A 26,998-nucleotide genomic window follows, 5' to 3' on the forward strand; every position below is an offset into this window, starting at 1 on the left:
TAGCTCTGAACCCGGATTACACGGAGGACTTCACGTGAGCGACGACACCTATATCCCGCCCAGGGTCTGGACCTGGGACCAGGAAAACGGGGGCGCCTTTGCCTCGACCAACCGTCCCATCGCCGGGCCGACCCATGACAAGGTGCTGCCGGTGGGCAAGCATCCCTTTCAGCTTTATTCGCTGGCCACGCCCAACGGCGTCAAGGTCACGGTGATGTTCGAGGAACTGCTCGAGGCCGGCCATGACGCCGAATACGACGCCTGGCTGATCCGCATCGGCGATGGCGACCAGTTCGGTTCGGGCTTTACCGAGATCAACCCCAACTCGAAGATCCCAGCGATGCTCGACCGCAGCGGTGACAAGCCGGTGCGCGTGTTCGAGTCGGGTTCGATCCTCATGCACCTGGCCGAAAAGTTCGGCGCCTTTCTGCCTGCCTCGGGGCCGGACCGCACCGAGGTGATCAACTGGCTGATGTGGCAGATGGGCAGCGCGCCGTTCCTGGGCGGTGGGTTCGGCCATTTCTATGTCTACGCGCCGGAAAAATACGAATACCCCATCAATCGCTACGCGATGGAAACCAAGCGTCAGTACGACGTTCTGAACCGTGAATTGGCCAACAGGCCCTATATCGCCGGGGATGACTATTCCATCGCCGATATGGCGATCTGGCCCTGGTACGGAAATGTCGCGCTGGGCCGGGCCTATGATGATGCGGCGAGTTTTCTCAGCCTGCACGAATACGAACACGTGATGGACTGGGCCCGCCGGATCGACGCGCGCCCGGCGGTGCAGCGCGGCAGGATGGTCAACAGGACGTCTGGCGAGCCCCATGAACAGCTGTGGGAGCGTCATTCCGCATCCGATTTCGACACCCGGACCCAGGACAAGATCAGCCAGGACGGCTAAGCCCCGCACGCCGGGGGTATAACGGAGGGGCGGCGCCAATTAGTGGTTTCGCCCCCCGCATCCTTGGGGCATCTTGCGTTCTGAAAGGAGACTGCCAATGCCCGAACGAAACCAGCGTCTTGCCGTGTTCATCGACGCCGACAACGTTCCCTCGAAATTCGCCGAGGCGATCTTGCGAGAGGTCACCAGCTATGGCGAACCGGGGCTGAGGCGCGTCTATGGCGACTGGTCCAACCAGCAGCTTTCTGGCTGGACCAGGACGGCGCAGAAGCTGGGGCTGGTGCAGCACCAGCAGACCGCCAATACAAAAGGCAAGAACGCCAGCGATATCGGGCTGGTGATCGACGCCATGGATATCCTGCATATGGGCCATTTCGACGGCTTCGTTCTGGTCAGCTCGGACAGTGATTTTACCCGCCTTGCCAGCCGCATCCGCGAACAGGGCCTGACGGTGATTGGCATCGGCGAGGCCAAGGCGCCCGATGCGCTGAAGAACGCCTGCAATCGCTTCGTGGCGATCGAAAACCTGATCGAGGACACCGCCCCCGCAAAGACCGGGGCGGCGGTGCTCGATACCGGGCGCATCGCCGAGGCGCGTCGCCTGATCACCGACGCGATGGAAAAGATCGACCAGGACGACGAATGGTTCCCGTTGGGCCGGATCGGCCAGCAGATCCAGGCCGACAAGCCCGATTTCGACACCCGCAGCTATGGCAAGAAAAAGCTGAGTGACCTGGTGAAGGAACTCAAGGTGTTCGAGACCAAGACCGGCCCCGGCAACCAGCTTCTGGTGCGGCGGGTCGACTGAGCCGCCGGCGGCGCGGGGCTTTCCCCGCGTCGCGTGATGCTCTATCCGGTTTTCGTGACCTGATCCGAGGCGAAAGGCACCAACCCCATGCAACCCATCCGCCTGATGTCCGGTGTGCTGACCGTGGGTGGCTGGACGATGCTGAGCCGCCTGCTGGGCTTTGTCCGCGACGTGCTGATCGCGGGTCTGCTGGGGCCGGGCGTCTTGATGGATGCCTATGTCGCCGCGTTCCGCCTGCCCAACATGTTCCGCCGCTTCTTTGCCGAGGGCGCGTTCAACGCCGCCTTCGTGCCGATGTTTTCCAAGCGGCTCGAGGCGGGCGAGGGGGCCGAGGGCTTTGCCAGCCTGGCACTGTCGGGCCTGGCGCTGGTGCTGCTGGCGCTGAGCGGACTGGCGATGGTGTTCATGCCGGCGCTGGTCTATGCCACGGCCGAAGGGTTCTGGGGCGACGAACGCTTTGACATCACGGTGGAATTCGGGCGCATCGTCTTTCCCTACATTTTCTTCATCTCGCTGGCGGCGCTGTTTTCGGGGGTGTTGAACGCGACCGGACGGTTTGCCGCCGCCGCCGCCGCGCCGGTGCTGCTGAACGTGATGCTGGTCACGGCGATGGTGGCCGCCTGGGCGCTGGGGGGCGCCGTGGCGCAGGCGCTGATCTGGACGATCCCCTTCGCCGGCGCGGCGCAACTGGCGCTGGTGTGGGTGGCGGCGGGGCGTGCGGGGCTGCGCATCCGCCCGGTGCGCCCGCGCTGGACGCCAGAGATGGCGCGCCTGGTGCGCATCGCCATTCCCGCCGCGCTGGCCGGGGGGGTGGTGCAGATCAACCTGCTGGTCGGGCAGCTGGTGGCGTCGAACTATGACAAGGCGGTGAGCTGGCTTTATTCCGCTGACCGGCTGTACCAGTTGCCGCTGGGGGTGGTGGGCATCGCCGTGGGCATCGTTCTGCTGCCCGATTTGTCACGCCGGCTGAAGGCTGGGGACGACACCGGCGCGCGCGAAGCCTTATCGCGGGCGGGCGAAATTTCTCTCGCGCTGACGGTGCCTGCCGCGGTGGCGCTGGTGACGATACCGTTGCCGCTGGTCTCGGTTCTCTACGAGCGCGGCGCGTTCGCGTCCGACGATACCGCCGCCACGGCGCTGGCAGTGGCGATCTACGGGCTGGGGCTGCCGGCCTTCGTGCTGCAAAAGCTGTTGCAGCCGCTGTATTTCGCGCGCGAGGACACGAAAAGCCCGTTCCGCTTTGCTGTGGTGGCGATGGTGGTCAACGCGGCGGTGGCTGTGGGGCTGGCCTATGCCGTGGGCTGGATTGCCGCCGCCATCGCCACGACCGCCGCCGGCTGGATCATGGTCTGGCAACTGGTGCGCGGCGCCCGCCCCTTTGGCGAGGTCGCCCGGTTCGATGACCGCTTTCGCCGCCGGGCCTGGCGCATCTGCGCCGCCTCGCTGGTGATGGGGGCGGTGCTGTGGGGCGCCTCGGCGCTGCTGACCCCGCTTTTCGGCTACGGCGGTTGGCGGTGGCTGGCGTTGCTGGCGCTGATCGGCTCGGGGGTGGTCAGCTATGCCCTGGTCGGACAGGCAATCGGGGCGTTCCGTCTGTCAGAGTTCCGCAATGCGCTCAGGCGGCGCAGGTAGGGCGAAGGGCAATCAATCCCGCCCCGAGCGTATGCACTCCGATCAGGAACCTGTTTCGATCCGGGCTGCCGCCTAACGATGCCGGATCTTTGCCCGCAGCCGCGCCCAGCCGCCGGGCACCAATAGGAACGAGACGAGGAACCCGCAGACGAACCCGGCCAGATCGGCCACCCACATCAGCCCGCTGCCGAAGAACAGGCCAAAGACAAGTTGCAGCGCTAAAAGCAGCCCGATCAGCGAAAACGCCCGGTATTGCGGCGCGCCGACCTCGCCCAGCCGCAGCCACAAAAGGCAGGTGAACCCGCCGATCAGCCCGTAGACCCCCGGAAACGCGCCCACCAGGCCGGGGCCGTCCGGCACGACCAGCGCGAATGTCAGCGCCCCCAGAATGGCTGAGGCGAAGAACAGCACCAGCACCGACCATTGCGGCATTCGCTCGCCCACGAACTTGCCCAGCGCCAGCGTCAGCACGGCGGCAAAGATCATCTGGGTGAAACTGGCATGCACGAACGGGTAGGTGACAAAGCGGATCAGGTAGTCAGCCCGCAACACGCCGTTTTCCAGCATCCAGCCGATAGCGCGGTTGGAAAAGCCGTAATCCTGAATCGCCGCCGCGCGCCAGCCCACCGCCTCGGGGCCGCCGATCAGGCCGCGCGCGCCCAGTGTGAACGCGCCCTCGACGATGGCCATGATCGCCACCAGCAGCACCACCGTCAGCGGCAGCGGATTGACGGGACCCTGGGCCTCGGGGCCGGGATTGGCGGGGCGGTTCATGTGGGCTCTCCTTGACGCCATGCGCGGCCACAAGTAAGCGAGGCCGGCGACAAATTCCAGACGGAGTTCCCCAAATGGCCGAGGCGGCTCATTCCCCGCGTGTCTTTTCCGGCATCCAGCCGTCGGGAAACCTGCACCTGGGCAACTATCTTGGTGCGCTCAAACGCTTTGCCGAAACGCAGGAAACCGGCGTTCAGTCGATCTATTGCGTGGTCGACCTGCACGCCGTCACCGTCTGGCAAGACCCCGACGCGCTGCGCCACGCCACGCGCGAGCTGACGGCCGGGTTCATCGCCTCGGGGCTGGACCCGGAACGTTCGATCCTCTTCAACCAGTCGCAGGTGCCTGAGCACACGCAGATGGCCTGGGTCTTCAACTGCGTCGCGCGGATGGGCTGGATGAAGCGGATGACCCAGTTCAAGGACAAGGCCGGCAAGCACGCCGAACAGGCCAGTCTGGGGCTGTTCGCCTATCCGGCGCTGATGGCCGCCGACATCCTAGTTTATCACGCCACCCATGTGCCGGTGGGCGAGGACCAGAAACAACACCTGGAACTGACCCAGGAGATTGCGCGCAAGTTCAACCATGATTTCGGGGTCGAGTTCTTTCCCATCACCGAACCGGTGATCGAGGGTGCAGCGACGCGGGTGATGTCGCTGCGCGATGGGGGCAAGAAGATGTCGAAATCCGACCCCTCTGACATGAGCCGGATCAACCTGACTGATGATGCCGACACGATTGCGAAAAAGATCCGCAAGGCCAAGACCGACCCCGAGCCGCTGCCCGAAACACTCAAGGAATTGGACACACGGCCTGAGGCGCGAAACCTGGTCAATATCTACGCCGCGCTGGCGGGGCAGAGCGCCGAGGCGGTTCTGGCCGAGATGGGCGGGCGCCCGTTTTCCGAGTTCAAGCCGTTGCTGGCCGATCTGGCGGTTGCCCAGCTTGCCCCGATCTCGACCGAGATGGGGCGGCTGATGCAGGACGTGGCCGAAATCGACCGTATCCTGGCGCGGGGGGCTGAACGTGCCCGTGAAATCGCCGCGCCGATCCTGCGTGACACCTATCGCATCATGGGCATGGTCGGGGCCTGATTGCGCGCCCGCGCAGGGCGGCTGTCCGCCTGCGCACGCCCCTGCGCCTTGTCCCAACGGCGGCCCATGCCGATATTTCCCCCAGAAAGGGAGATACGGCATGCAAAGGCTACAGGTGCAGGGCGTGCACCATATCACGCTCATCGGTGCCGACCGGCAAACTTCCATCGACTTCTGGCAGGGGGTGCTTGGCATGCCCTTTGTCTTTGAGCAGCCCAACCTGGACAACCCGGGCGAGGGGCATCTCTATTTCGATCCGGGTGATGGGCGGCTGATCACGGTCTTTACCGACGAGGGGCGCAAGCCGGCGCATGGCAGAACGCCTGCACCCCCGGGTGCCGTGCATCACCTAGCGTTCAACGTCAGCCGCGCCACGTTCGCCCAGGCCGAGGAACGGCTGAAGGCGCGCGGCATCGCCCATTCGGGCCCCAAGGACCGTGGTTTCATGGATTCGCTCTATTTCCGCGAACCGCTGGGCATGCTGATCGAACTTGCCTGCTATCGGTTCGAGCCGCCCACAGGCGTGACCCATGCCGAGGTACTGGCCGAGGCGCACCGCGACGGCGTGGCGCGGGGCGATGCCGCCATTGCCGAGGTGCACCTGGCCAACGCCATCGAGACGCTGACGCATCGTGACCGGCCGGGGCAGGACGGCGCGTGAGGGACGTGAGCCGTGGCAGTGGCGGGCCGCGGGGCGGCGTTCTGCCTGTCGGGGTGAGCAGTTAATGCCAGCCACGCCCTTGCTGGGATTGACCGACGCGCTGATGGCGGTCAAAGCGCCGGCCCGTGGGGGCGGCCCGGCGCTGGCACGGCGGCCTGCGGCCTTGATTCCGTGCCGCCGTTTCGGTCGTCTCAATATCGCAGCGCGACCAGTCCCCGTGTCAGAGCTGATAGCCCGGCGTCGAGCGCGAGATTTCCACCTCTTCCTCGCTCATGTCTTCGGGGATGCCCTCGAACAGCGGCGTCGTCATGTAGCGTTCGCCGGTGTCGGGCAGCATGGCCAGGATGGCGGCGCCGGGTGCGGCGCGTTCGGCGACCTGCATTGCGACGGCAAAGGTTGATCCGCCCGAGATGCCGGTCAGGATGCCCTCGCGCGCGGCCAGCTTGCGCGCCCAGTCGATGCCAACGGCACCGTCCACGGGCATGAGTTCATCGTAATAGCCCTGGTCGATCGCCTCTTGCAGGACGAGCGGGATGAAATCGGGGGTCCAGCCCTGGATCGGGTGCGGCTCGAACGCGAGGTGGCTGGCCGCGGCCTCTCCCGCGTCGTTGCGTGTCTGCGCCGTGCCGCTGGCGATAAGCGCGGCGTTGGCGGGTTCGGCCAGAACGATTTTGGTTTCCGGGCGTTCCTTGCGCATGACCCGGCCGATGCCGGTTACCGTGCCCCCTGTTCCATAGCCCGAAACGATGTAGTCCAGCCGCCGCCCGGCAAAGTCGTTGACGATCTCACGCGCGGTTGTCGCCGCGTGGATGTCGGCGTTGGCCTCGGTTTCGAACTGGTGGGCCAGGAACCAGCCGTTGGCCTCGGCCAGCTCGACCGCCTTGCGATACATGCCAAAGCCCTTTTCGGCCTTGGGCGTCAGCACCACCTTTGCGCCCAGCATCCGCATCAGGCGGCGGCGCTCGATGGAAAAGCTCTCGGCCATTGTCACCACCAGCGGATAGCCCTTTTGCGCGCAGACCATCGCCAGCCCGATGCCGGTATTGCCACTGGTGGCCTCGACCACGGTCTGGCCGGGTTTCAGCGCGCCGGTGGCCTCTGCCCGCTCGATGATCGACAGCGCCAGCCGGTCCTTGACCGAGGCCGCAGGGTTGAACGCCTCGGCCTTGACGAACATCTCGACCCCCTCGGGGGCGAGGGCGTTGATACGGATCACCGGGGTGTCGCCGACCGTGTCCAGCACACTGTCGAAAATCCTGCCGCGGCCGGTGGTGCCGCGAATGCCGTCCTTTGCCATGATGACTGTCCTTTGAGCGGTGCTTTCTGTCGCGCGGATCCTATCATGGCGGCCCGCCGCGTGCTGTCTTTTCTGACTGGCCAGCTTGGAACATCGTTCCGTGCATCCCTGCACATGGCTGGATCGTTTTCCGCCAATTGCCCGGAAAAGCGGGGTCTGCCTACAATCTTTTCCCGAATCCCGCCAGAGGCGGAATGGCCCCGCAACCCACAGCGCAACCTGGCCATGAACAGTGCCCGTTTCGACCTGCGCGCGCTGCTGGCCGAGGCGCGGCAGGCCCGCCTCTGGACCCTGCCGTCGGACGGGCATAACCTGCGCCCGAACACGCACAGGAGACGGACCATGCCCACCGGCACCAATATCAAAACCTATTTCGACGGCAGCTGGCATGACGGCGATATCGCGGTGATGAAGGCCGCCGATCACGGTACGTGGCTAGGCAGCAACGTCTTTGACGGGGCGCGCTTTGCCAATGGGCTGACGCCTGATCTGGACAAGCACTGCGCGCGGGTCAATGCCTCGGCCGAGGCATTGATGGTCACGCCCACGGTCTCGACCGAAGAAATGGTCGACATCGTCCGCGAGGGGCTGAAGATGTATGCGCCCGACGCCGCCGTCTATATCCGCCCGATGTACTGGGCGATCGACGGCGGCATGTCCGCGATCGTGCCCAAGGAGGGGGGCGAAACCGGGTTCGCCATCTGCCTTGAGGAAATTCCGATGGCGGCGCCGGGGGATGCGGCCACGCTGACGCGCACCCGTTTTCGCCGTCCGGTGATGGAGGATGCGGTCGTCAACGCCAAGGCGGCGTGCCTTTACCCCAACAACGCCCGCATGCTGGCCGAGGCTCGCACAAAGGGGTTCACCAATGCGCTGGTGGCCGATGCCCTGGGCAACGTGGCCGAGGCGGCGACGGCGAATGTCTTTGCGGTCAGGGACGGCGAGGTGTTCACCCCTGTTCCCAACGGCACCTTCCTGGCCGGGATCACCCGGGCGCGGCATATAGCCAACTTGCGCGCCGATGGGGTGACGGTGCACGAATCTGTGATGAGCTTCCAGGATTTTCACGACGCCGATGAGGTATTCCTGTCGGGCAACATGATGAAGGTGACGCCGGTCACCGCGTTCGACGATACCCATTATCAGATTGGCCCCGTCACCCGCCGCGTGCGTGATCTGTATTGGGACTGGGCCGCCTCGACGGGATGAGGGGGTGTTGCACCCGGGGGCAAGACGGTTGGCGTAATCTGTACAGAGGGCATGTGGCCGCCCGGGTGGGCGCGAATGCGCCCGCCATGGGGCGGGCGGGCGCATGCCCGGGCCGCAAGCGACCCGGGAAATGCGAACAAGTATCTCTGTCCCCCTGACGCAGCGTCCAGGGTGACAGGCGCCACCCGCCCCGCCATCCTGCGCCGAAACTGACCGGAGACCGCAATGACAGCCTATCCCCACCTTCTTGCCCCGCTTGATCTGGGCCATGTGACGCTGAGGAACCGTGTGCTGATGGGCTCGATGCATACCGGGTTGGAGGAAACGAAGGACTGGAACCGCGTTGCCGAATTCTATGCCGCGCGGGCCCGTGGCGGGGCGGGGCTGATGGTCACCGGTGGCATGGCGCCCAATCGCGAGGGCGGGGTGTTCCCCGGCGCGGCGGGGCTGTTCAATGAACAGGACATTGCCAATCACCGTATCGTCACCGACCGCGTGCACGATGCCGGCGGGCTGATCGCCATGCAGGTGCTGCATGCCGGGCGCTATGCCTTTGGCCCCGATTGCGTCGCGCCGTCGCCGATAAAATCGCCGATCTCGCCCTTTGCGCCGGCCGAGCTGGACGAGGCTGGCATCGAAAAGCAGATTGCCGACATTGTCACTGCCGCCGCCCGCGCCCGCGAGGCAGGCTATGACGGGGTCGAGATCATGGGTTCCGAGGGGTATTTCATCAACCAGTTCCTGGTGCGCCATACCAACAAGCGCCAGGACCGCTGGGGCGGACCTTATGAAAACCGAATGCGCCTGGCGCTGGAGGTGGTGCGCCGGGTGCGCGCCGCGGTGGGCGACGATTTCATCCTGATCTACCGGCTTTCGATGATCGACCTTGTGCCCGATGGCTCGACTTTCGACGAGGTGATCCAGCTTGCGCAGGCGGTCGAGGCGGCAGGCGCCACGATCATCAACACCGGCATCGGCTGGCACGAGGCACGCATTCCCACCATCGCCACCTCGGTGCCGCGCGCGGCCTTTGCCTGGGTGACGAAAAAGCTGATGGGCAAGGTGGGTATCCCGGTCATCACCTCGAACCGTATCAATACCCCGCAGGTGGCCGAGGATGTGCTGGCCTCCGGCGCCGCCGACATGGTCAGCATGGCGCGTCCGTTCCTTGCCGATCCCGATTTCGTCGCCAAGGCGGCGGCGGGCCGGGCAGACACTATCGCCCCCTGCATCGCCTGCAACCAGGCGTGTCTGGATCACACCTTCAGCGGCAAGATTTCCACCTGCCTGGTCAATCCGCGCGCCTGCAACGAGACCGAGATGCCGATAACGCCGGCGGAAAACCCGCGTCGCATCGCGGTGGTGGGCGCGGGGCCGGCGGGGCTGGCGGCGGCGGTCACGGCGGCGCAGCGGGGGCATGCGGTGACGCTCTTTGACCGAGACAGCCGCCTTGGCGGGCAACTCAACATGGCGCGCGTGATCCCCGGCAAGGAAGAGTTCAACGGTCTGGTGGCGTGGTTCGAAACGATGGTGCGCGAACACGGCGTCACCCTGCAACTGGGCCGGGCGGCAAAGGCCGGTGACCTGGCGGATTTCGACGATGTGATCGTCGCCACCGGCGTCGTGTCGCGCGACCCCGGCATACCGGGGCAGGATGGCGCCAACGTGGTCGGTTATGCCGATCTGCTGTCGGGCCGGGGCGAGGCCGGAAAGCGGGTGGCGATCATCGGGGCCGGCGGCATCGGTTTCGACGTGGCCGAGTACCTGGTGCAGGACGGCGAAAGCCCGACCGAGGATTTGGAAGCGTGGAAGCGCGAATGGGGTGTGGGTGATCCGGCCGAGATGCCGGGCGGGCTGGCGCCCGAGGGGCCCGCCCCCGAACCGCCCGCGCGTCAGGTGACGCTGTTGCAGCGCAAGACCGAACGCCCGGGCAAGCGGCTGGGCAAGACCACCGGCTGGATTCACCGCGCAACCCTGCGGATGAAGGGGGTCGAGATGGTGGCGGGCGTGAACTATGAACGCATCGACGCGCAAGGGCTGCATGTCAGCTTTGGCGAGGCGCGCGAAAAACCTCGGCTGATTGAGGCCGACACCATCGTGTTGTGCGCCGGCCAGATGAGCGAACGCAGCCTGGCCGACGCGCTGACGGCGGCAGGCCGGCAGGTGCATGTGATCGGCGGCGCCGATGTGGCCGCCGAACTGGACGCCAAGCGGGCGATTGATCAGGGTGTGCGGCTGGCGGCAACGCTGTAGGTCGCACCAACCCGCCATGGCCTGCTGGCCGTCGTGCCTGAATCTGGCGCTGTGTGTCGTGTAATTAATTGAATATACGGGTAAAACTGACCATGAAGCCCGGCCGGAATGGACCGCCGATAACTGCACCCACCCGGCGGTTTCCGGCGATGTGAGCTGTGTCCGGCTGTTTCCCTGTCACGAACGATCCCAACAAATCCCTGATATTGTCGGCCAAGTGCCGCAGTTGTGCCCATATTGTTCCCGATAAGGTCGCGGGGCACGAAACGCAGAGGTATCGAGTATGGATCGCCTGACCGAGATGGAGGCATTTGCAACGGTGGTGGATCAGGGGGGATTTACCGACGCCGCGCGCAAGATGGGTATTTCGAAATCCGCTGTTTCCAAACATGTTTCATCGCTGGAGGCCCGCCTTGGGGCGCGCCTGCTGAACCGGACCACCCGCCGTGTCAGCCCCACCGAAATAGGGCTGGCCTATTACGATCGCGCGCTCAGGGTGCTCAACGATGCGGGCGAGGCCGACGCGCTGGTCAGTTCGATGCAGTCCGACCCGTCGGGGCTGTTGCGCATTTCGGTGGCCACCGATTTTGGGGTCAACCACCTCAGCCCGATCCTGGGCGAGTTTCTCGATGAATTTCCCGACATCACCGTCAACATGGTGCTTAACAACCGCTACGTCGAACTGATCTCGGAAGGGTTCGACATGGCGGTGCGGATCGGCGATCTGGAGGACAGCACCCTGCGCGCCCGAAAGCTGACCGAGACCACCAAGCGGATGATCGCCAGCCCGGCCTACCTGACCCGGCATGGCCGCCCCGCACGCATTGACGATCTGAACGAACACAAGCTTTTGCATTATTCCAGCCAGGCTGGCGGCTCGGTGTGGAAGCTGACCGCCCCCTCGGGGGAAAAGCGCCAGGTGCGTACCGCCGGCGGGCTGTCGGTCAATGACGGGCAGTCGCTGCTGAATGCCGCGATATCGGGGCTGGGCATCGCCTATCTGCCCAGCTATCTTTACTCCCGCGCGATGAAAGAAGGGCTGGTAGAGGATGTCATCCCCGACCTCCCGGCCGAAACCCAGGGCGTCTACGCGGTCTATCCGCCGGGGCGGTTTACCCAGCCCAAGGTGCGCGCATTCATCGATTTCCTGGTCAATGCCTTTGCCGAAAAAGGCCCGACCGACTGGTGATCCGACCCTCCGCAAGACCCTGTAAAGGCACACACCCCGGCAGACATGTTCTGCCGGGGTGTGTGCGTTCTGCGGTGCAGCCGCTGCACAGGGCTTGTGCGGTGGCTGTAGTTGCCTGATACGGCGACTTGGGCCAAATCGCCCGGCAACAGATGATACCAGTCGAAAGGATATACGACATGGCCCTCCCCCGCATTCTGACGATTTCCGGCTCGCTTCGCAGCGGTTCGTACAACCGCATGCTGCTGCGCGAGGCTGTGCGCGCCTTTGGCCCGGCCGAAATGGCAGAGGCCGACCTGCGCCTGCCGCTTTACGACGGCGATCTGGAGCAGGCCGAGGGCGTGCCCGAGGCCGTCGAGAGCCTGGCCGCGCAGATCCGCAAGGCCGATGCGCTGATCATTTCCTCGCCCGAATACAACAAGGGCATCACCGGTGTGCTGAAGAACGCGCTTGACTGGGTCAGCCGGGTGCCGGGCGGCGCATTCCAGGGCAAGCCGACGGTGGTGATGTCGGCCAACGGCGGGCGAACGGGGGGCGAGACCGGGCAATACATGCTGCTGAGCTGCCTGGTGCCGTTGCAGGCCGATGTGCTGCCGGGGCCGATGCTGTGCGTGGCGGCGGCGGGCAACGAGTTCGACACCGATGGGCGCCTGGCCAACGACCAGTACCAGAAGGTTCTGCAGGGCAAGATGCAGGCGCTGCGCGAACGGATTGCGTGACCGCACCGGTTGTGTGTGCCGAAGCCCGCGATATTATGCCGGCCAAGCGGGGACGACCCCCTCCGATACGGGACGAGCAGCCGGGACGGCCCGGAATTTCATGGCGCGTCGCGTTCGACTGGTCCGGCCCATTTACGGGCCCGAGCGGACGCCGCACACATTGAGGGGGCATCATGCGCGGGTTTGCCGACCGGATACGTCACGCTGTTTGTTTCGAGGTCATCGGCCTGATCCTGGTCACGCCGCTGGGGGCGTGGCTGTTCGATAAGCCGATGTTTGATATCGGGGTGCTGGCGCTGGCCTGCGCCACCATCGCGACGGTGTGGAACTATATCTATAATCTCGGTTTCGACCTGGTGATGCGCCGCGTTCTCGGCCACACCCGCAAGAGTCCCCTCTTGCGGGTCTTTCACGCGGTGCTGTTCGAGGGCGGTTTGCTGGTGGTGTTGATGCCGCTGATTGCATGGTATCTGGGCGTCACCCTGTGGCAGGCCTTCATGATGGACCTGTCCTTTGCCGCCTTCTACCTGATCTATGCGTTCATCTATAACTGGGCCTATGACGTGATCTTTCCGATCCCGGAACAGCGGGCCGGGCAAGAGGGCTGATCGCAGGCGGGACCAGCCGGTCAGGCGCGCGCGCGCTCTGCCCCCTGTTCGATCGCCGCGCGCAGCTTTTTCTCCAGCGCGGCCTGCTTGGCCTTCGAGTGGAATTTCAGCCCGAACATGTCCTTGACGTAAAAGCTGTCCACCACCTGTTCGCCATAGGTCGCGATCACCGCCGAGTTGATATAGACGCTATTGGCCGCCAGCGTCCGCGTCAGGTCATAGAGCAGGCCGGGGCGGTCGCGGGTGTCGACCTCGATGATGGTATAGATTTCCGACCCTTCGTTGTCGAAGGTGATATGGGTGGGCACCCGGAAGGCGCGTTCGCGCTTGCGGATGCGGTCGCGCGACTGGATCGCCTCGCTGGCCACAACCTCGCCCTTCAGCGTCTTGTCGATCGTCTGCCGCAGTCGGGGCAGGCGCGATGCCTCGTAGGGGCTGCCATCGGCATCCTGTATCCAGAAGGCGGCGGTGGCAAAGCCGTCCTTGGACGTATAGGTGCGCGCATCGACCACGTTCGCCCCCGCCAGCGCCAGCGCGCCGGCAAGGCGGGAAAAGAGACCGGGGTGATCGGCCAGCGCAAAACAGACACGGGTGGCGTCGCGGTCCTCGTCCACGGCCAGGTCGACGGCGATGTCGTCGGCCTTGAGCCCGCGCAGCAGCCGCGCAAAGGCTACGTGCGCGGTGACATGCAGCCCCTGCCAGTAGGGGGGATAATGGCGGCCCAGCTCGGCGCGGATGTTGCGCGCGTCCCAGTCCGACAGCGCCTCGCGCAGGTTGCGCTTGGCCTCGGATCCGCGCTGTTCGCGGTTGAGGTCTTCCAGCCCGCCTTCCATCGCGCGGCGGGTCTGGCGATAAAGCGCGCGCAACAGCGATGCTTTCCAGTTGTTCCAGGTCGTGGGCCCCACGCCGCGGATGTCGCAGACGGTCAGCACGCACAAAAGGTCCAGCCGTTCGCGTGTCTGCACTGCCTTGGCAAAATCGCGCACGGTGCGCGGGTCGGCTATGTCGCGCTTTTGCGCCATGTCCGACATCAGCAGGTGATAGCGCACCAGCCATTCGACGGTATCGACCTCGCGCGGTTTCAGCCCCAGCCGGGGCGCCACCTTGCGGGCAATCTGCGCGCCGAGGATAGAGTGATCTTCGTCGCGCCCCTTGCCGATGTCGTGCAAGAGCAGTGCAACATAGAGCACCCGGCGGTTCACCCCCTCTTCGAGGATCGAAGAGGCGATGGGCAGTTCCTCGATCAATTCGCCGCGCTCGATCTTGTCGAGCTGGCTGATGCACTGGATGATGTGCTCGTCCACCGTGTAGCTGTGGTACATGTTGAACTGCATCATCGCGCGGATCGGCTCGAACTCGGGGATGAAGGCCGACAGCACGCCCAGCTCGTTCATGCGCCGCAGGGCGCGTTCGGGGTTGCCGTGTTTCACCAGCAGGTCGAGAAACAGTTTCTGCGCCTTTGGGTCGTTGCGCAGCTTGTCGTCGATCAGGTCGATATTGGCAGTCACCAGCCGCATCGCGTCGGGGTGAATCAGCAGGCCGGTGCGCAGCCCCTCTTCGAACAGCCGCAACAGGTTCAGCCGGTCGGACAGGAACTTGTCGGGGTCGGCGATGGCCAGCCGGCCGTGCACCTGTGTATAGCCGGGCAACAGCCGTCGCTTGCGTTTGAAGAGCCGCTGCAACAGCGGCTCTGACTTCACATGCGCGGCTTCGAGCTTGGTCAGGAAGATGCGGGTCAGTTCGCCGACCGCCGTGGCATGGCGGAAATAGTGCTGCATGAAATGCTCGACCGCGCGGCGCCCGGCGCTGTCGGCATAGCCCATTCGCTGCGCCACTTCGACTTGCAGATCAAAGGTCAGCTGCTCGCTGGCGCGCCCGGTGGCCAAGTGCAGGTGACAGCGCACCGCCCACAGGAAATTATGCGCTTCGGAAAAGGTGGTGAATTCCTCTTCGGTAAAGAGGCCCGCCGCCACCAGCTCGGCCACGTCATCGACGTGGTGGACGTATTTCGCCACCCAGAACAGGCATTGCAGGTCGCGCAGGCCGCCTTTGCCCTCTTTCACGTTGGGCTCGACCCTATAGCGCACGCCCTGTTTGCGGTGGCGTTCGCCGCGCTCGTTCAGTTTGGCCTCGATGAAATCGCGTTCGGTGCCCTCGAACAGATCTGATCTCAGCCGCGCGCGCAGGGTTTCGGCCAGTTCGGCGTCACCGTAGACAAAGCGGTTTTCCAGCAGAGCGGTGCGGATGGTGAAATCCTCGGCCCCCAGGCGCAGGCAATCGGCCACGGTGCGGGTGGACTGGCCGACCTTGAGGCCCAGATCCCACAGGATATAGAGCGTGGATTCGATCACGCTCTCGGCCCAGGGGGTGGTCTTGTAGGGGGTGAGAAACAGCAGGTCGACGTCTGAAAACGGCGCCATCTCGCCCCGGCCATAGCCGCCCACGGCCAGCACCGAAAGGTGCTCGGCGTCGGTGGGGGTGGGCAGGGGATGCAGCCACCGCACCGCCGCGTCGAGCGCGCAGGTGATCGTGCGGTCGGTCAGCCAGCTGTACGAGCGTATGGTGCTGTCGGCAGCGAACGGGCTGGCCGCGAATGTCTCGGCGATGGCGGCGCGGCCCTGTTTCAGCGCCGGGCCGAGGATGCCGAGGATGCGCTTGCGCGCCTCGGTGGGCGAGGTGGCGATGCCGTCCTCGTCCAGCGCGGCGTCGATTGCGATGCTGATGGCGGCGGCGTCGAAAATCTCGGCTGCCGGACGGATCAGTTCTGCCGGTGGGGCGACTTCGTCTTTCATGTCATGGCCGGTCCATCGCGGGGTCAGAGCCCCGCACCCTCAAAGCTGACCGGCGCAGGGCCAATCACAGTAACCTTGCGGTCCTGGACCGTTGCCACAGCGAGGCTGCGTTCGTTGGTTCCGTCGGGCAGCAGGCGGAAGACGCCGTTCACGCCCTGGAAACCCGCCGGCTGGATCAGGTTCTCGCGGCTCAGCGCATCGCGGGCACCGGTGCTGGCCAGCGCCCCCACGGCGGCTATGCCGTCATAGGCAAGCCCCGCCAGCGCATGCGGCGCGCTGCCATAGGCGGCCTCGAACCGGGTCTGGAACTGGGCGCTGCGCTGTGGGTCGGGCAGGGCGAACCAGCCGCCCTGAACGCCCGGCAGTTCCAGCGTTTGCGGCGGCGTGTCCCAGCGCGCCAGGCCGATATATTGCGCCTTGTCCTGGCCCAGCCCGGCCTCTGGCAGAAGCTGGGTGAAGAGCGGCAGCGCCCCGGCGCTGTTGGCGGTGAAGAAGATGGCGTTGGCCTGGTTCTGCTGCGCGGCTTCCTTGATCCGGGGCACGGCCTCGATCACGGCCTTTTGCGAGAACTCGTAGCTGACGCTGCCGGCGGGAATGGCGGCATAGCGGGTGATTGCCTGCTGGATCGCCTGCCGGCCAAGGCGTCCGGCCTCGTTGCTGGCATAGACGGTCAGGATGCGGTCGCGGCCCTGGGTGGCGGCAAAGCTGACCAGCCGGTTGGCGGTGCTCTGGAATGTCTGACCCAGGATGAAGAGGTTGCCGCCGGCGATGGTCGGGTTGTTGGAAAAGGCCAGCACGCTGACCCCGCGCCCGGCAGCGGCCTGGGCGGCGGCACTGGCCGATTGTGCGTGCAGCGGCCCGATGATGATGCGGGCGCCGTCGTTCACCGCCTGCTGCGCGGCTTCGTGCGCCTTGGCGGCGTTGCCGGCGGTGGCGTAGACGCGCAGGTCGATCTGTACGCCGGCCAGGTCCGAGGCCGCCAGCTGTGCCGCGTTTTCAAGGTCGCGCGCCAGCCGCTCCTCGTTGGCGTTGGCCGATCCATGCGGCACCAGCAGCGCCACGGGCACCGGCGACGAAGGGTTGATCGACGGCCCCGACCCGATCACGGGACCACCCTGACAGGCCGAAAGGGCGAGCGCCGCGATGAGCGCGAGCAGGGCGGAGAACGGCTTGCAGAGCCTGTGAAAAACGGCGAACATGAACGGCATGCGCTCCTATATGGCGGCGGGACATGGTCCCTTGCGGGTTTGCGTTCGATAATAGACGTCACACGGGATGGGTCCAGTGGTGAATCCGGACAAGACGGCGCTGACTCCGGGGCTTTACCTGATTGCGACCCCGATCGGGGCCGCGCGCGACATCACCTTGCGGGCGCTCGACATCCTTGGCGCGGCGGATGTTCTGGCGGCCGAGGACACCCGCAGCCTGCGGCGGCTGATGGAAATCCATGGCATCGCGCTGGGCGGGCGACCGCTGGTCAGCTATCACGATCACAGCACCGAGGCGGTGCGGCGGCGCCTGCTGGATGCAATCTCCGAAGGCAAGTCGGTGGTCTATGCCGCCGAGGCCGGTACACCGATGGTGTCCGACCCCGGTTATGACCTCGCGCGCGCGGTCGTGGCCGAGGGGCATGCGCTGATCTCGGCCCCCGGCCCGTCGGCGTCGGTGACGGCGCTGACGCTGTCGGGCCTGCCGGCCGACCGGTTCCTGTTTGCGGGGTTCCTGCCGCAGGCGGCGGGCCGCCGAAAGACGGCGCTGGCGGAACTGGCGGCGGTGCCGGCGACGCTGATCCTTTACGAATCACCCCATCGGGTGGCGGCGATGCTGCGCCAGGCCGCAAAGGTGCTGGGCAGCGGGCGCAAGGCGGTGCTGTGCCGCGAGATGACCAAGAAGTTCGAAGAGGTTCTGCGCGGCAGCCTGCAGGAACTGGCCGACATGGCGTCTGAGCGCACGTTCAAGGGCGAGATCGTCGTGCTGATCGGGGCGGGCGAAGGCGATTCGGAAAACGTTAAGGAAATTGATCTAGACCGGGAACTGACGGAGGCGCTGCAAACGCAGTCGGTGCGCGATGCGGCGGATGCGGTGTCGACACGGCTGGGGCTGAAGCGGCGTGAGGTATACCAGCGCGCGCTGGTGCTGGCGAAAGGAATGGAATGACAAAGCACTTCCGACCCGAACCGACTGCCGCGCTGGCGGTCCCCGCGGCGAACCTGCGCCGGCGGGGGCGGCGCGCCTATCTGTCGGGGCTGAGTGCCGAACGTTCGGTGGCTAGGGAATACGACCATCGCGGTGCCGATCTGCTGGCAACGCGCTGGCGCGGGCAGGCGGGTGAGATCGACCTGATTTTCCTGCACCGCGGGGTTTACGTCTTTTGCGAGGTCAAGAAGGCGCGCAGCTTTGACGAGGCCGCTGAACGGCTGCGCCCTGCGCAGGCGCTTCGCATTCATGCCGCCGCGTCGGAATACCTTGGCCAGACGCCTGATGGCCAGTTGTCCGAGGTGCGGTTCGATCTGGCGCTTGTCGACGATGCCGGGCGGATCGAGATCCGCGAGGGGGCGTTCAGCCATTTCTGAATTGCGCCCCCGGATCGGTTGGCGCATTTAGAGCGCAGACGCAATCGCCCGGGGACAGACCATGAAGATAGCCTTTCAGATGGATCCGATCGGCGCGGTGGATATCGCCGCCGACAGCACCTTTCGGCTGGCCGAGGAAGCGCAGGCGCGCGGGCACGAGCTGTTCTATTATACGCCCGAGCTGTTGAGCTATAACCAGGGCCGGATCGAGGCGCGTGCGTCTTCGCTGGAGGTGCGCCGCGTGCAGGGCGACCATTTCAGCCTTGGCGAAGAAACGGTACGCGATCTGTCTGAAATGGACGTGATCTGGCTGCGCCAGGACCCGCCCTTTGATATGTTCTACATCACCACCACGCATCTGTTGCAGCGGCTTTCGCCGGGCACGCTGGTGGTGAACGACCCGTTCTGGGTGCGCAATTTTCCCGAAAAGCTGTTGGTACTCGATTACCCGGACCTGACGCCGCCGACCGCGATTGCCCGCGATCTGGACACCATCCGCGCCTTTCGTGCCGAACATGGCGACATCATCCTCAAGCCGCTCTATGGCAATGGTGGGGCCGGAGTGTTCCACCTGCCGCAGAGCGACCGCAACCTTTCGGCGCTGCACGAGATGTTCACCAGCTTTTCGCGCGAACCGCTGATCGTGCAGAAATTCCTGCCCCAGATCGTGAAGGGCGACAAACGCGTGATCCTGGTCGATGGCGAACCCGTGGGCGCGATCAACCGTGTTCCCGGCAAGGGCGAGACGCGCTCGAACATGCATGTGGGTGGGCGGCCGGAAAAGGTGGAACTGACCGAACGCGACCGTGAAATCTGCGCCCGGATCGGACCGTTGCTGCGGGATAAAGGGCAGGTCTTTGTCGGCATCGACGTGATCGGCGATTACCTGACCGAAATCAACGTAACCTCGCCCACCGGCATCCAGGAGTTGGAGCGTTTCGACGGGGTCAACGTGGCCGCCCGGATATGGGAGGCGATTGAGGCGCGGCGCGGGTGAGCCTGCGGCGCCGCCTTCTAAACGCCTGGCTGCGGCTGACCGAAAAGCGCGCCCTCGCGCGCGCCGCCACCCCGCAGGAGCTGCGCCGCCCGTTCGAGACCAAGGCGCGGCTGTTTTTTCGGGCACCGGGCGGAACAGTTTATGACCGGGGCGATGTGGCCGGTGTTCCGGTGCAATGGGTCACGGCGCGCGGGGTGTCGCAGGCCGATGCGCCGCTATTGCTGTATTTTCACGGTGGCGGTTATGTGTTCGGCTCATCCGACACGCACCGGGCGATGCTGGGCCGCCTGTCGCATCTGGCGAAATTGCCGGCCTGCCTGCCAGACTACCGGCTGGCGCCGGAGCACCGCTTTCCGGCGGCGGTAGAAGATGCGCTGGCTGTTTACGCCGCCCTTGTCGGGCGTCCGGGGGGCGTGATCCTTAGCGGTGACAGCGCCGGTGGTGGGCTGGTGCTGGCGGTTCTGGGCGAGGTTCTGCGCCAGGGGCTGACGCCGCCGAGGGGTTTGTTTGCCCTCTCGCCGCTCACCGACATGACGTTTTCGGGCGACAGCTTTAGCAAGAATGTCCAGGCCGACCCGGTGCTGCCGGCCTCGCGGGCGCATGAGACAGCCGAGGTGTACCTGCAGGGGGCGGCGTCGGATGATCCGCGCGCCTCGCCCCTGTTCGCCGATTTCACAGGTGCGCCGCCGGTCTGGCTGGCAGTGAGTGATACCGAGATATTGCTCGACGACACCCGGCGGATGGCGACACGTCTGCGCGAACAGGGCGTGGCGGTGACCGAGTGCGTGGCGCACGGCCTGCCCCATGTCTGGCCCTATTTCCAGGGCTGGCTGCCCGAGGCGATGGTGACGCTTCGGCAGTTGAGCGATTGGATCACTGCGTTGCCGCCGCGCTCAGCCGATAGCTGACCGCCTCGGCCACGTGCGGCTGGCGCACGGTTTCGGACCCGTCCAGATCGGCGATGGTGCGCGCCACCCGCAGCACCCGGTGATAGCCACGCGCGGTCAGGCCGAAACGGTCGGCCACGCGGGTGAGCAGGGCGCGCCCCTCGGCATCGGGGGTGGCGATCTCGGTCAGCGCCTCGCCCTCGGCATCGGCATTCAGGTACATGCCGGGCCGGTCGTGAAAGCGTGTTTCCTGCAGCGCGCGGGCCGCCACGACGCGGGCGGAGATATCCGCCGACCCCTCGCCAGAGGCGGGCAGGTCGAGGTCGGTATAGGCCACCGGCGGCACCTCGAGCCGCAGATCGAAGCGGTCCATCAACGGGCCGGATATACGCCCCATGTATTCGGCGCCGCAGGCTGGGGCGCGGTTGCAGGCGCGGGCCGGGTCGGCCAGGTGCCCGCATCGGCAGGGGTTGGCGGCGGCCATCAGCAGAAAGCGGCAGGGATAGGTCACATGCGCGTTGGCGCGGGCGACCACCACCTCGCCCGTCTCGACCGGCTGTCGCAGGGTTTCCAGTACCGCACGGCTGAATTCGGGGAATTCGTCCATGAATAGGACGCCGTTATGGGCAAGGCTGATCTCGCCCGGGGCGGCGCGCCGGCCGCCGCCGACAATGGCCGCCATCGAGGCCGTGTGATGGGGTGCGCGAAAGGGGCGGGTGCGGCTGATGCCACCCTCCTGTATCAGGCCGGCCAGCGAATGGATCATCGAGGTTTCCAGCGCCTCGCGCGGCGACAGCGGCGGTAGGATGCCGGGCAGACGCGCGGCGAGCATGGACTTGCCCGACCCCGGCGGGCCGACCATGATCAGGTGGTGGCGACCGGCGGCGGCGATTTCCAGCGCGCGTTTGGCGCGTTCCTGTCCCCTGACGTCGACAAGGTCGCGCGCGGCGGTGTCTTCGCTCACCTCGCCCGGCTCGGCCGGGGGCAGGGGGGACTGGCCGGTATAGTGGCGCACCACGTCGGCAAGGCTGGCCGCGCCGATCACCTGCGCCGCGCCGGCCCAGGCGGCCTCGGCGCCCGATCCCTTGGGGCAAAGCAGCGTGCGCTGGGCCTCGGCCGCGCTCATCGCCGCGGGCAACGCACCGATCACCGGCAAGAGCGCCCCATCGAGCGACAGCTCGCCCAATGAGCAGGTGCTTTCGACGGCATCGGCGGGGATGATTTCCAGCGCGGCCAGCAGCGCCAGCGCGATCGGCAGGTCGTAATGGCTGCCTTCCTTGGGCAGGTCGGCGGGCGAGAGGTTGATGGTGATGCGCTTGGACGGCAGGGCGATGGCCATCGACCCGAGCGCGCTGCGCACCCGTTCGCGCGCCTCGCTCACCGCCTTGTCGGGCAGGCCGACGAGCGAGATACCGGGCAGCCCGGCGGTGATGGCGCATTGCACCTCGACCGGGCGGGCCTCGACCCCCTCGAACGCGACCGTATAGGCGCGTGCGACCATGACCGCCTCCGTCGGTTGTCACTAATGGTTAACCGATAGCGCGGAGATGGTTGAGGAAGGGTTAACAGCGCCTCAAAGCCGGCCGAATACATCCCTGATGATCGCGCCCAGCCCCTGGGCATCGGCTGCGTCAAAAGCCGCGGCGCGGTTGCTGTCGATGTCCAGCACGCCCAGCAACTGCCCCTGGCTGTCACGCACCGGCAGCACGATCTCGGACCGGGTCGAGGACGAACAGGCGATGTGCCCGTCAAAGGTATCGACGTCATCGACGATCTGAACCTCGCCGGTGCGCGCCGCCGCGCCGCATACGCCGCGCGAAAACGGGATGACGAGGCAGCCATGCCCGCCCTGGTAAGGCCCGATCTTCAGCATCTCGGGGCTGGTGACGCGGTAGAACCCGGTCCAGTCAAAGCGGTCGTCGGCATGATGCATCTCGCAAGCCACGGTCGCCATCAGCGCGATCGCGTCGGTTTCGCCCTCGGTCAGGGCAGCGATGGTTTTCGCGGTGGCGGCGTAGTCGATCCTCATGGCGCGGATATGCCACGCGGGTCGCCCCCGCACCAGCCCCTGCCGCGCCGCAGCAGGGTGCCTGCCACTTGCGGCAGAGCCCGATGCAATATATCTGAAAGCCATGACACGTGTTTTCGACATGGATGACCGCGCGCGCCTGCCATGGCGCTTTTTCGGCGCGACGCTGACGGTGATGTCGCGCCTATGAGCGCGCGCCAAGCCCTGTCACACCCAAACCCCATCTGACAAACCGGAGAATTCCGCATGTCCCCCAAGACGCTTTATGACAAGATATGGGACGCCCATCTGGTGCACGAGGCCGAGGACGGCACCTGCCTGCTTTATATCGACCGCCATCTCGTGCACGAGGTCACCAGCCCGCAGGCCTTTGAAGGGCTGCGCATGGCCGGGCGCGACCTGCGCGCACCTGACAAGACCATCGCCGTGCCCGACCACAACGTGCCCACCACGGCCGACCGGGTCAACGGTATCGAGAACGAGGAAAGCCGCATCCAGGTCGAGGCGCTGGACCGCAACGCGCGCGAATTCGGCATCCATTATTATCCTGTCGACGATATCCGCCAGGGCATCGTGCATATCGTCGGTCCCGAACAGGGCTGGACGCTGCCGGGGATGACGGTGGTCTGCGGCGACAGCCACACCGCCACGCATGGCGCGTTTGGCGCGCTGGCCCACGGCATCGGCACCAGCGAGGTCGAGCATGTGCTGGCCACCCAGACGCTGATCCAGTCCAAGTCAAAGAACATGAAGGTCGAGATCACCGGCAAGCTGCGGCCGGGCGTGACAGCCAAGGACATCACCCTGACGGTGATCGGGCGCACCGGCACCGCCGGCGGCACCGGCCATGTCATCGAATATTGCGGCGAGGCGATCCGCGATCTGTCGATGGAAGGCCGCATGACCGTCTGCAACATGGCGATCGAGGGTGGTGCGCGCGCCGGGCTGATCGCGCCGGACGAAAAGACCTTTGAATACATCAAGGGCCGCCCCCACGCGCCCAAGGGCGCCGAGTGGGAGGTCGCGCTGGCCTGGTGGAAGACGCTGTTTTCCGACAAGGACGCGCATTGGGACAAGGTCATCACCATCCGCGGCGAGGACATCGCGCCGGTGGTCACCTGGGGCACCTCGCCCGAGGATGTGCTGCCGATCACCGACCGCGTGCCCGCGCCGGAGGATTTCGACGGAGGCAAGGTCGAGGCAGTGCGCCGGTCGCTGGAATATATGGAGCTTGCCCCCGGCACGCCGCTGTCGGAGATCGAGATCGACACCGTGTTCATCGGGTCGTGCACCAATGGCCGGATCGAGGATTTGCGCGCCGCCGCCGAGATACTGCGCGGCAAGAAGATCAAGGAAGGGCTGCGTGCCATGGTCGTGCCCGGGTCCGGCCTTGTGCGCGCCCAAGCCGAGGAAGAGGGGCTGGCAGACGTCTTTATCGAGGCCGGCTTTGAATGGCGGCTTGCGGGTTGTTCGATGTGCCTGGCGATGAACCCCGACCAGCTGAGCCCCGGCGAACGCTGCGCCGCCACCTCGAACCGGAATTTCGAGGGTCGGCAGGGGCGCGGCGGACGCACCCACCTGATGAGCCCGGCAATGGCCGCCGCCGCGGCGGTGACCGGCCACCTGACCGATGTGCGGGAGATGATGTAATGGAAAAGTTCGAGAAACTCACCGGCATCGCCGCGCCCTTGCCGCAGATCAATGTCGATACCGACATGATCATCCCCAAGCAGTTCCTGAAGACGATCAAGCGTTCGGGGCTGGGCGTGAACCTGTTCGACGAGATGCGCTATGACGACGACGGCAACGAAATCCCCGACTTTGTGCTGAACAAGCCGCAGTACCGCGAGGCGCAGATCCTGGTCGCGGGCGAAAATTTCGGCTGTGGTTCCTCGCGCGAACACGCGCCCTGGGCGATCGCCGATTTCGGCATCCGCTGCATCATCGCGCCCAGCTATGCCGACATCTTTTACAACAACTGCTTCAAGAACGGCATCCTGCCCATCGCGCTGCCGCAAGAGCAGGTGGACGTGCTGATGAAGGATGCCGAAAAGGGGGCGAATGCGCGTGTCACCGTCGACCTGGAGGCGCAGACCGTGACAACCTCGGACGGTGAAAGCTTTGCCTTCGAGGTCGATGCGTTCAAGAAGCACTGCCTGCTGGAAGGGCTCGACGATATCGGCCTGACCATGGCCAGGGCCGACGCCATTTCGGCGTTCGAGGCAAAGGCATCTACTGAACGCCCTTGGGTTTGACAGACGGGCAGACGCCACAATTCAGCCGTAATTGTGCCCGCCGGTGGTATTCGGCGGGCGTTCTTTCGCGCGAAAGGTTAACGCCAATCCTGCCAGGGGGGGGCGTTTTTATCGTGTCTGTGCCCGCTAAACCACAATATATTGTGGGTAACCACAACATTGCCTAATTTGTGGCACCTTATTGATGCAATCCCGCACCAGTTGGATCATCAATCGGCCCCAAATATTGGCTGATCTGCAGGTGTGCTTGAGCCCGTCCTCGAAAAGGGGCAAAAAATGGTCAGTAATGAGGCAAGTCGCCATAATCGGCGGCAACAAGTTGGGACAAGAATCCGGCATCGTACCGGGTTCGACCAGTTTGAGAGGAAACGGGCAGTGCTTTCTCAGATCGCCGGCGCGCTATTCCGCGCCTGTTGCGTGGCCATGATGGTTGCAGCGCCTTCGCTGCTGTTGCCGGACGTGGCCGCCGAGACGTCGCAGGTGACGCTGGTGATCGCGTTTCTGGTGGCTCTGCTTGTGTTCATGGAATACAATGGCCGCTATCCCAGCATTATCGAATTCCGTTTTGCCCCGCCCTTCAACCGGCTGCGGTTCACCGCCGCCGCGCTGACAGTGATGGCGCTGTCAGTGATCATCGCCGGCATGACCCACCCCACCAGCCTGAGCGTGGTTCTGGGCCATTACGGGGCGAAGCTGGGCAATGTCGCTGATTTCCCCTATTCGCCGGTTCGCCTGATGCTGCTGCTCCTACCGCCCGGCACCGATGCGGTGACGCTTCATAGCGTGCGCACGGCCACGGGTCTGAGCTATATCGTATCGCTGGTCATGGTCGTGATTTTCATCCTGATCGTCAGGTTGCGCAACTGGCCGATCTGCGGGCGGTCCTTTAACGTCTGGGTCAACCTGCCGCTGTTCGATCCGACCCGAGGCGGCGACGTGGTCGAGCGTCTGCGGCGTGATGCCGGCGTTAACGTCGTGTTAGGGATTTTGCTGCCATTCATGGTGCCCGCGATGATTAAGGCCGTGCCGGTTCTGATGGACCCGGTCGCGCTGGGCAATCCGCAAACGCTGATCTGGGTGACCGTGGCATGGGCCTTTTTGCCTGCCAGCATGCTGATCCGGGGTATCGCGCTGTTGCGCGTGGCCCAGCTGATCGCTGCGCGACGCAAGATGCTGGGCAGTGCCGCCGCCGGCGAACAGGCCGTTTTGCCCAACGTCTGACTGCGGCACTCTGCGTCGCGCTGGCCGGAACATTTTCTGCTTTTGCCGAAACCCTGCGCATCGCCACCTATCACACGGAACTGTCGCGCAAGGGGCCGGGGCTGTTGCTGCGCGATATCGAACGGGGTGATGACGCGCAGGTGCAGGCGGTGGCGCAGGTCGTCGCCTTTGCGGCGCCCGATATCCTGCTGTTGCAGGGGGTGGATTGGGACTTGCACCTGCGCACGCTGGGCGCGCTGCGTGACGCCATCGACGGGGCGGGCTGGCGGTTCGATCATCTGTTTGCGCTGCGGCCCAACAGCGGCATGGCCAGCGGGCTGGACCTGGACGGCGACGGGCGGCTGGGAGAACCCGAGGATGCGCAGGGTTTTGGCCGCTTTGCCGGTGCGCGCGGCATGGCGATCCTGTCGCGCTATCCGTTTGAGGCGGATATGGCGCGCGATTTCAGCGCCCTGCTCTGGGCCGATCTGCCCGGCGCGATCCTGCCTGCTGACATGCCCGATAACGTGCGTGCGGCGCAGCGGCTGTCGCGGGTCGGGCATTGGGTGGTGCCGTTGCGGGTGGCGGACACGCGGTTTCACCTGCTGGTCTTTCACGCGACGCCGCCCGCCTTTGACGGGCCCGAGGATCGAAACGGGCGGCGCAACCACGACGAGGTCTTATTCTGGCTGCGTTTCCTCGACGGCGCGTTCGGCCCGCCGCCCGGTGCGCGTTTCGTGCTGCTGGGCGATGCCAACCTGGACCCGGTCGATGGTGACGGGCGCAAGGGGGCGATCCGTGCCCTGCTGGCCGATCCGCGCCTGCAGGACCCGGCCCCGCGCCGCCCCGGACCCGTGCCGCCCGAACCCGGCCATCGGGGCGACCCGGCGCTAGACACAGCCACCTGGCCCGCCCCCGGGCCGGGCAACATGCGGGCCAGCTACATCCTGCCCTCGGCCGATCTGACAGTGGTGGATGCCGGCGTGTTCTGGCCAGCCGGAGATGACCCGCTGGGCGATGTCGCGGAACGCGCCAGCCGTCACCGGCTGGTCTGGGTCGATATCGCCATCGACTGACGGGCGGGCCGGTCACGGCATTGCGCCCGCTTTCTTGA

Annotated in this window: 24 protein-coding genes; 18 read left to right on the forward strand and 6 right to left on the reverse strand. The window is 65.6% G+C overall.

Annotation, left to right across the window (positions count from 1 at the left end; all coding sequences use genetic code 11):
• Positions 1–34: 34 nt before the first annotated feature.
• The 3 genes from yghU (at position 35) to murJ (ending at position 3,347) form a co-directional block, all read left to right on the forward strand.
• Positions 35–907 carry a glutathione-dependent disulfide-bond oxidoreductase gene (gene yghU, locus DL899_RS03420; protein ID WP_111732417.1) on the forward strand — a complete coding sequence of 291 codons (873 nt, stop codon included), beginning with the start codon at positions 35–37 and terminating at the stop codon, positions 905–907.
• 97 nt (positions 908–1,004) lie between these two features.
• Positions 1,005–1,715 carry an NYN domain-containing protein gene (locus DL899_RS03425; protein WP_111732419.1) on the forward strand — a complete coding sequence of 237 codons (711 nt, stop codon included), beginning with the start codon at positions 1,005–1,007 and terminating at the stop codon, positions 1,713–1,715.
• 87 nt (positions 1,716–1,802) lie between these two features.
• Positions 1,803–3,347 (forward strand): murein biosynthesis integral membrane protein MurJ, encoded by a 1,545-nt coding sequence (gene murJ / locus DL899_RS03430; RefSeq protein WP_111732421.1) that lies wholly within the window; start codon positions 1,803–1,805, stop codon positions 3,345–3,347.
• A 72-nt stretch (positions 3,348–3,419) separates the two neighbouring features.
• Here the strand turns inward: murJ and DL899_RS03435 are convergent, their stop codons facing one another.
• Positions 3,420–4,121, reverse strand: coding sequence for a rhomboid family intramembrane serine protease (locus DL899_RS03435; protein ID WP_111732423.1), 702 nt, complete (start codon positions 4,119–4,121; stop codon positions 3,420–3,422).
• A 74-nt stretch (positions 4,122–4,195) separates the two neighbouring features.
• On the opposite strand from DL899_RS03435, the gene trpS reads away from it, so the two are divergent.
• Both trpS and DL899_RS03445 read left to right on the forward strand, forming a co-directional pair.
• Positions 4,196–5,215, forward strand: coding sequence for a tryptophan--tRNA ligase (gene trpS / locus DL899_RS03440; protein WP_111732425.1), 1,020 nt, complete (start codon positions 4,196–4,198; stop codon positions 5,213–5,215).
• Between the two features lie 100 nt (positions 5,216–5,315).
• Positions 5,316–5,876, forward strand: a complete 561-nt coding sequence (locus tag DL899_RS03445; protein ID WP_111732427.1) for a VOC family protein — start codon at positions 5,316–5,318, stop codon at positions 5,874–5,876.
• Positions 5,877–6,096: 220 nt separating this feature from the next.
• Here the strand turns inward: DL899_RS03445 and DL899_RS03450 are convergent, their stop codons facing one another.
• Complete coding sequence (locus tag DL899_RS03450) at positions 6,097–7,173, reverse strand: PLP-dependent cysteine synthase family protein (protein ID WP_111732429.1); 1,077 nt, start codon at positions 7,171–7,173, stop codon at positions 6,097–6,099.
• A 342-nt stretch (positions 7,174–7,515) separates the two neighbouring features.
• On the opposite strand from DL899_RS03450, the gene DL899_RS03455 reads away from it, so the two are divergent.
• From DL899_RS03455 to DL899_RS03475, 5 genes are all read left to right on the forward strand, one after another.
• Complete coding sequence (locus DL899_RS03455) at positions 7,516–8,382, forward strand: branched-chain amino acid aminotransferase (protein WP_111732610.1); 867 nt, start codon at positions 7,516–7,518, stop codon at positions 8,380–8,382.
• 225 nt (positions 8,383–8,607) lie between these two features.
• Positions 8,608–10,635, forward strand: coding sequence for an NADPH-dependent 2,4-dienoyl-CoA reductase (locus DL899_RS03460; RefSeq protein WP_111732431.1), 2,028 nt, complete (start codon positions 8,608–8,610; stop codon positions 10,633–10,635).
• Positions 10,636–10,918: 283 nt separating this feature from the next.
• Complete coding sequence (locus DL899_RS03465) at positions 10,919–11,824, forward strand: LysR family transcriptional regulator (protein WP_111732433.1); 906 nt, start codon at positions 10,919–10,921, stop codon at positions 11,822–11,824.
• A 179-nt stretch (positions 11,825–12,003) separates the two neighbouring features.
• Complete coding sequence (locus DL899_RS03470) at positions 12,004–12,543, forward strand: NADPH-dependent FMN reductase (RefSeq protein WP_111732435.1); 540 nt, start codon at positions 12,004–12,006, stop codon at positions 12,541–12,543.
• Positions 12,544–12,716: 173 nt separating this feature from the next.
• Entirely contained in the window at positions 12,717–13,151 is a 435-nt protein-coding gene (locus DL899_RS03475; protein ID WP_111732437.1) for a PACE efflux transporter, read from the forward strand.
• A 20-nt stretch (positions 13,152–13,171) separates the two neighbouring features.
• On the opposite strand, the gene DL899_RS03480 is transcribed toward DL899_RS03475, so the two are convergent.
• Both DL899_RS03480 and DL899_RS03485 read right to left on the reverse strand, forming a co-directional pair.
• A complete protein-coding gene (locus DL899_RS03480; RefSeq protein WP_111732439.1) occupies positions 13,172–15,943 on the reverse strand; it encodes a [protein-PII] uridylyltransferase in 2,772 nt (923 codons plus the stop codon).
• A 23-nt stretch (positions 15,944–15,966) separates the two neighbouring features.
• Positions 15,967–17,142, reverse strand: a complete 1,176-nt coding sequence (locus DL899_RS03485; RefSeq protein ID WP_111732612.1) for a penicillin-binding protein activator — start codon at positions 17,140–17,142, stop codon at positions 15,967–15,969.
• Positions 17,143–17,227: 85 nt separating this feature from the next.
• Here DL899_RS03485 and rsmI point away from each other — a divergent pair, with 85 nt between their 5' ends.
• From rsmI to DL899_RS03505, 4 genes are all read left to right on the forward strand, one after another.
• Positions 17,228–18,100 (forward strand): 16S rRNA (cytidine(1402)-2'-O)-methyltransferase, encoded by an 873-nt coding sequence (rsmI, locus tag DL899_RS03490; RefSeq protein WP_239494582.1) that lies wholly within the window; start codon positions 17,228–17,230, stop codon positions 18,098–18,100.
• Positions 18,097–18,516 carry a YraN family protein gene (locus DL899_RS03495; RefSeq protein WP_111732443.1) on the forward strand — a complete coding sequence of 140 codons (420 nt, stop codon included), beginning with the start codon at positions 18,097–18,099 and terminating at the stop codon, positions 18,514–18,516. Before rsmI ends, DL899_RS03495 begins: the two co-directional genes overlap by 4 nt.
• Before the next feature lie 61 nt (positions 18,517–18,577).
• Positions 18,578–19,513, forward strand: coding sequence for a glutathione synthase (gene gshB / locus DL899_RS03500; RefSeq protein WP_111732445.1), 936 nt, complete (start codon positions 18,578–18,580; stop codon positions 19,511–19,513).
• A complete protein-coding gene (locus tag DL899_RS03505; protein ID WP_111732447.1) occupies positions 19,510–20,421 on the forward strand; it encodes an alpha/beta hydrolase in 912 nt (303 codons plus the stop codon). Before gshB ends, DL899_RS03505 begins: the two co-directional genes overlap by 4 nt.
• Here the strand turns inward: DL899_RS03505 and DL899_RS03510 are convergent.
• On the reverse strand, positions 20,387–21,901 hold the full coding sequence (locus DL899_RS03510; protein WP_111732448.1) for a YifB family Mg chelatase-like AAA ATPase: 1,515 nt from the start codon (positions 21,899–21,901) through the stop codon (positions 20,387–20,389). The two genes, DL899_RS03505 and DL899_RS03510, sit on opposite strands and share 35 nt — an antisense overlap.
• A gap of 72 nt (positions 21,902–21,973) precedes the next feature.
• Positions 21,974–22,429, reverse strand: coding sequence for a GAF domain-containing protein (locus tag DL899_RS03515; protein ID WP_111732450.1), 456 nt, complete (start codon positions 22,427–22,429; stop codon positions 21,974–21,976).
• 246 nt (positions 22,430–22,675) lie between these two features.
• Here DL899_RS03515 and leuC point away from each other — a divergent pair, with 246 nt between their 5' ends.
• The 4 genes from leuC (at position 22,676) to DL899_RS03540 (ending at position 26,960) form a co-directional block, all read left to right on the forward strand.
• On the forward strand, positions 22,676–24,079 hold the full coding sequence (leuC, locus tag DL899_RS03525; RefSeq protein WP_111732454.1) for a 3-isopropylmalate dehydratase large subunit: 1,404 nt from the start codon (positions 22,676–22,678) through the stop codon (positions 24,077–24,079).
• Complete coding sequence (leuD, locus tag DL899_RS03530) at positions 24,079–24,684, forward strand: 3-isopropylmalate dehydratase small subunit (RefSeq protein WP_111732456.1); 606 nt, start codon at positions 24,079–24,081, stop codon at positions 24,682–24,684. Before leuC ends, leuD begins: the two co-directional genes overlap by 1 nt.
• Positions 24,685–25,059: 375 nt before the next feature.
• Positions 25,060–25,905, forward strand: a complete 846-nt coding sequence (locus tag DL899_RS03535) for a hypothetical protein (protein ID WP_239494583.1) — start codon at positions 25,060–25,062, stop codon at positions 25,903–25,905.
• A 104-nt stretch (positions 25,906–26,009) separates the two neighbouring features.
• Positions 26,010–26,960, forward strand: coding sequence for an endonuclease/exonuclease/phosphatase family protein (locus DL899_RS03540; RefSeq protein WP_204355242.1), 951 nt, complete (start codon positions 26,010–26,012; stop codon positions 26,958–26,960).
• The last annotated feature ends 38 nt before the right edge of the window (positions 26,961–26,998 follow it).

Origin of the sequence: Roseovarius amoyensis (genome assembly GCF_003260265.1) — a bacterium.
Taxonomy (GTDB): domain Bacteria; phylum Pseudomonadota; class Alphaproteobacteria; order Rhodobacterales; family Rhodobacteraceae; genus Roseovarius; species Roseovarius amoyensis.

Coding starts and splice junctions, on each gene's coding strand:
- DL899_RS03425 (WP_111732419.1), top strand. CDS start 1,005: ATGCCCGAACGAAACCAGCGTCTTGCCGTGTTCATCGACGCCGACAAC.
- murJ (WP_111732421.1), top strand. CDS start 1,803: ATGCAACCCATCCGCCTGATGTCCGGTGTGCTGACCGTGGGTGGCTGG.
- DL899_RS03435 (WP_111732423.1), bottom strand. CDS start 4,121: ATGAACCGCCCCGCCAATCCCGGCCCCGAGGCCCAGGGTCCCGTCAAT.
- trpS (WP_111732425.1), top strand. CDS start 4,196: ATGGCCGAGGCGGCTCATTCCCCGCGTGTCTTTTCCGGCATCCAGCCG.
- DL899_RS03445 (WP_111732427.1), top strand. CDS start 5,316: ATGCAAAGGCTACAGGTGCAGGGCGTGCACCATATCACGCTCATCGGT.
- DL899_RS03450 (WP_111732429.1), bottom strand. CDS start 7,173: ATGGCAAAGGACGGCATTCGCGGCACCACCGGCCGCGGCAGGATTTTC.
- DL899_RS03455 (WP_111732610.1), top strand. CDS start 7,516: ATGCCCACCGGCACCAATATCAAAACCTATTTCGACGGCAGCTGGCAT.
- DL899_RS03460 (WP_111732431.1), top strand. CDS start 8,608: ATGACAGCCTATCCCCACCTTCTTGCCCCGCTTGATCTGGGCCATGTG.
- DL899_RS03465 (WP_111732433.1), top strand. CDS start 10,919: ATGGATCGCCTGACCGAGATGGAGGCATTTGCAACGGTGGTGGATCAG.
- DL899_RS03470 (WP_111732435.1), top strand. CDS start 12,004: ATGGCCCTCCCCCGCATTCTGACGATTTCCGGCTCGCTTCGCAGCGGT.
- DL899_RS03475 (WP_111732437.1), top strand. CDS start 12,717: ATGCGCGGGTTTGCCGACCGGATACGTCACGCTGTTTGTTTCGAGGTC.
- DL899_RS03480 (WP_111732439.1), bottom strand. CDS start 15,943: ATGAAAGACGAAGTCGCCCCACCGGCAGAACTGATCCGTCCGGCAGCC.
- DL899_RS03485 (WP_111732612.1), bottom strand. CDS start 17,142: ATGTTCGCCGTTTTTCACAGGCTCTGCAAGCCGTTCTCCGCCCTGCTC.
- DL899_RS03495 (WP_111732443.1), top strand. CDS start 18,097: ATGACAAAGCACTTCCGACCCGAACCGACTGCCGCGCTGGCGGTCCCC.
- gshB (WP_111732445.1), top strand. CDS start 18,578: ATGAAGATAGCCTTTCAGATGGATCCGATCGGCGCGGTGGATATCGCC.
- DL899_RS03510 (WP_111732448.1), bottom strand. CDS start 21,901: ATGGTCGCACGCGCCTATACGGTCGCGTTCGAGGGGGTCGAGGCCCGC.
- DL899_RS03515 (WP_111732450.1), bottom strand. CDS start 22,429: ATGAGGATCGACTACGCCGCCACCGCGAAAACCATCGCTGCCCTGACC.
- leuC (WP_111732454.1), top strand. CDS start 22,676: ATGTCCCCCAAGACGCTTTATGACAAGATATGGGACGCCCATCTGGTG.
- leuD (WP_111732456.1), top strand. CDS start 24,079: ATGGAAAAGTTCGAGAAACTCACCGGCATCGCCGCGCCCTTGCCGCAG.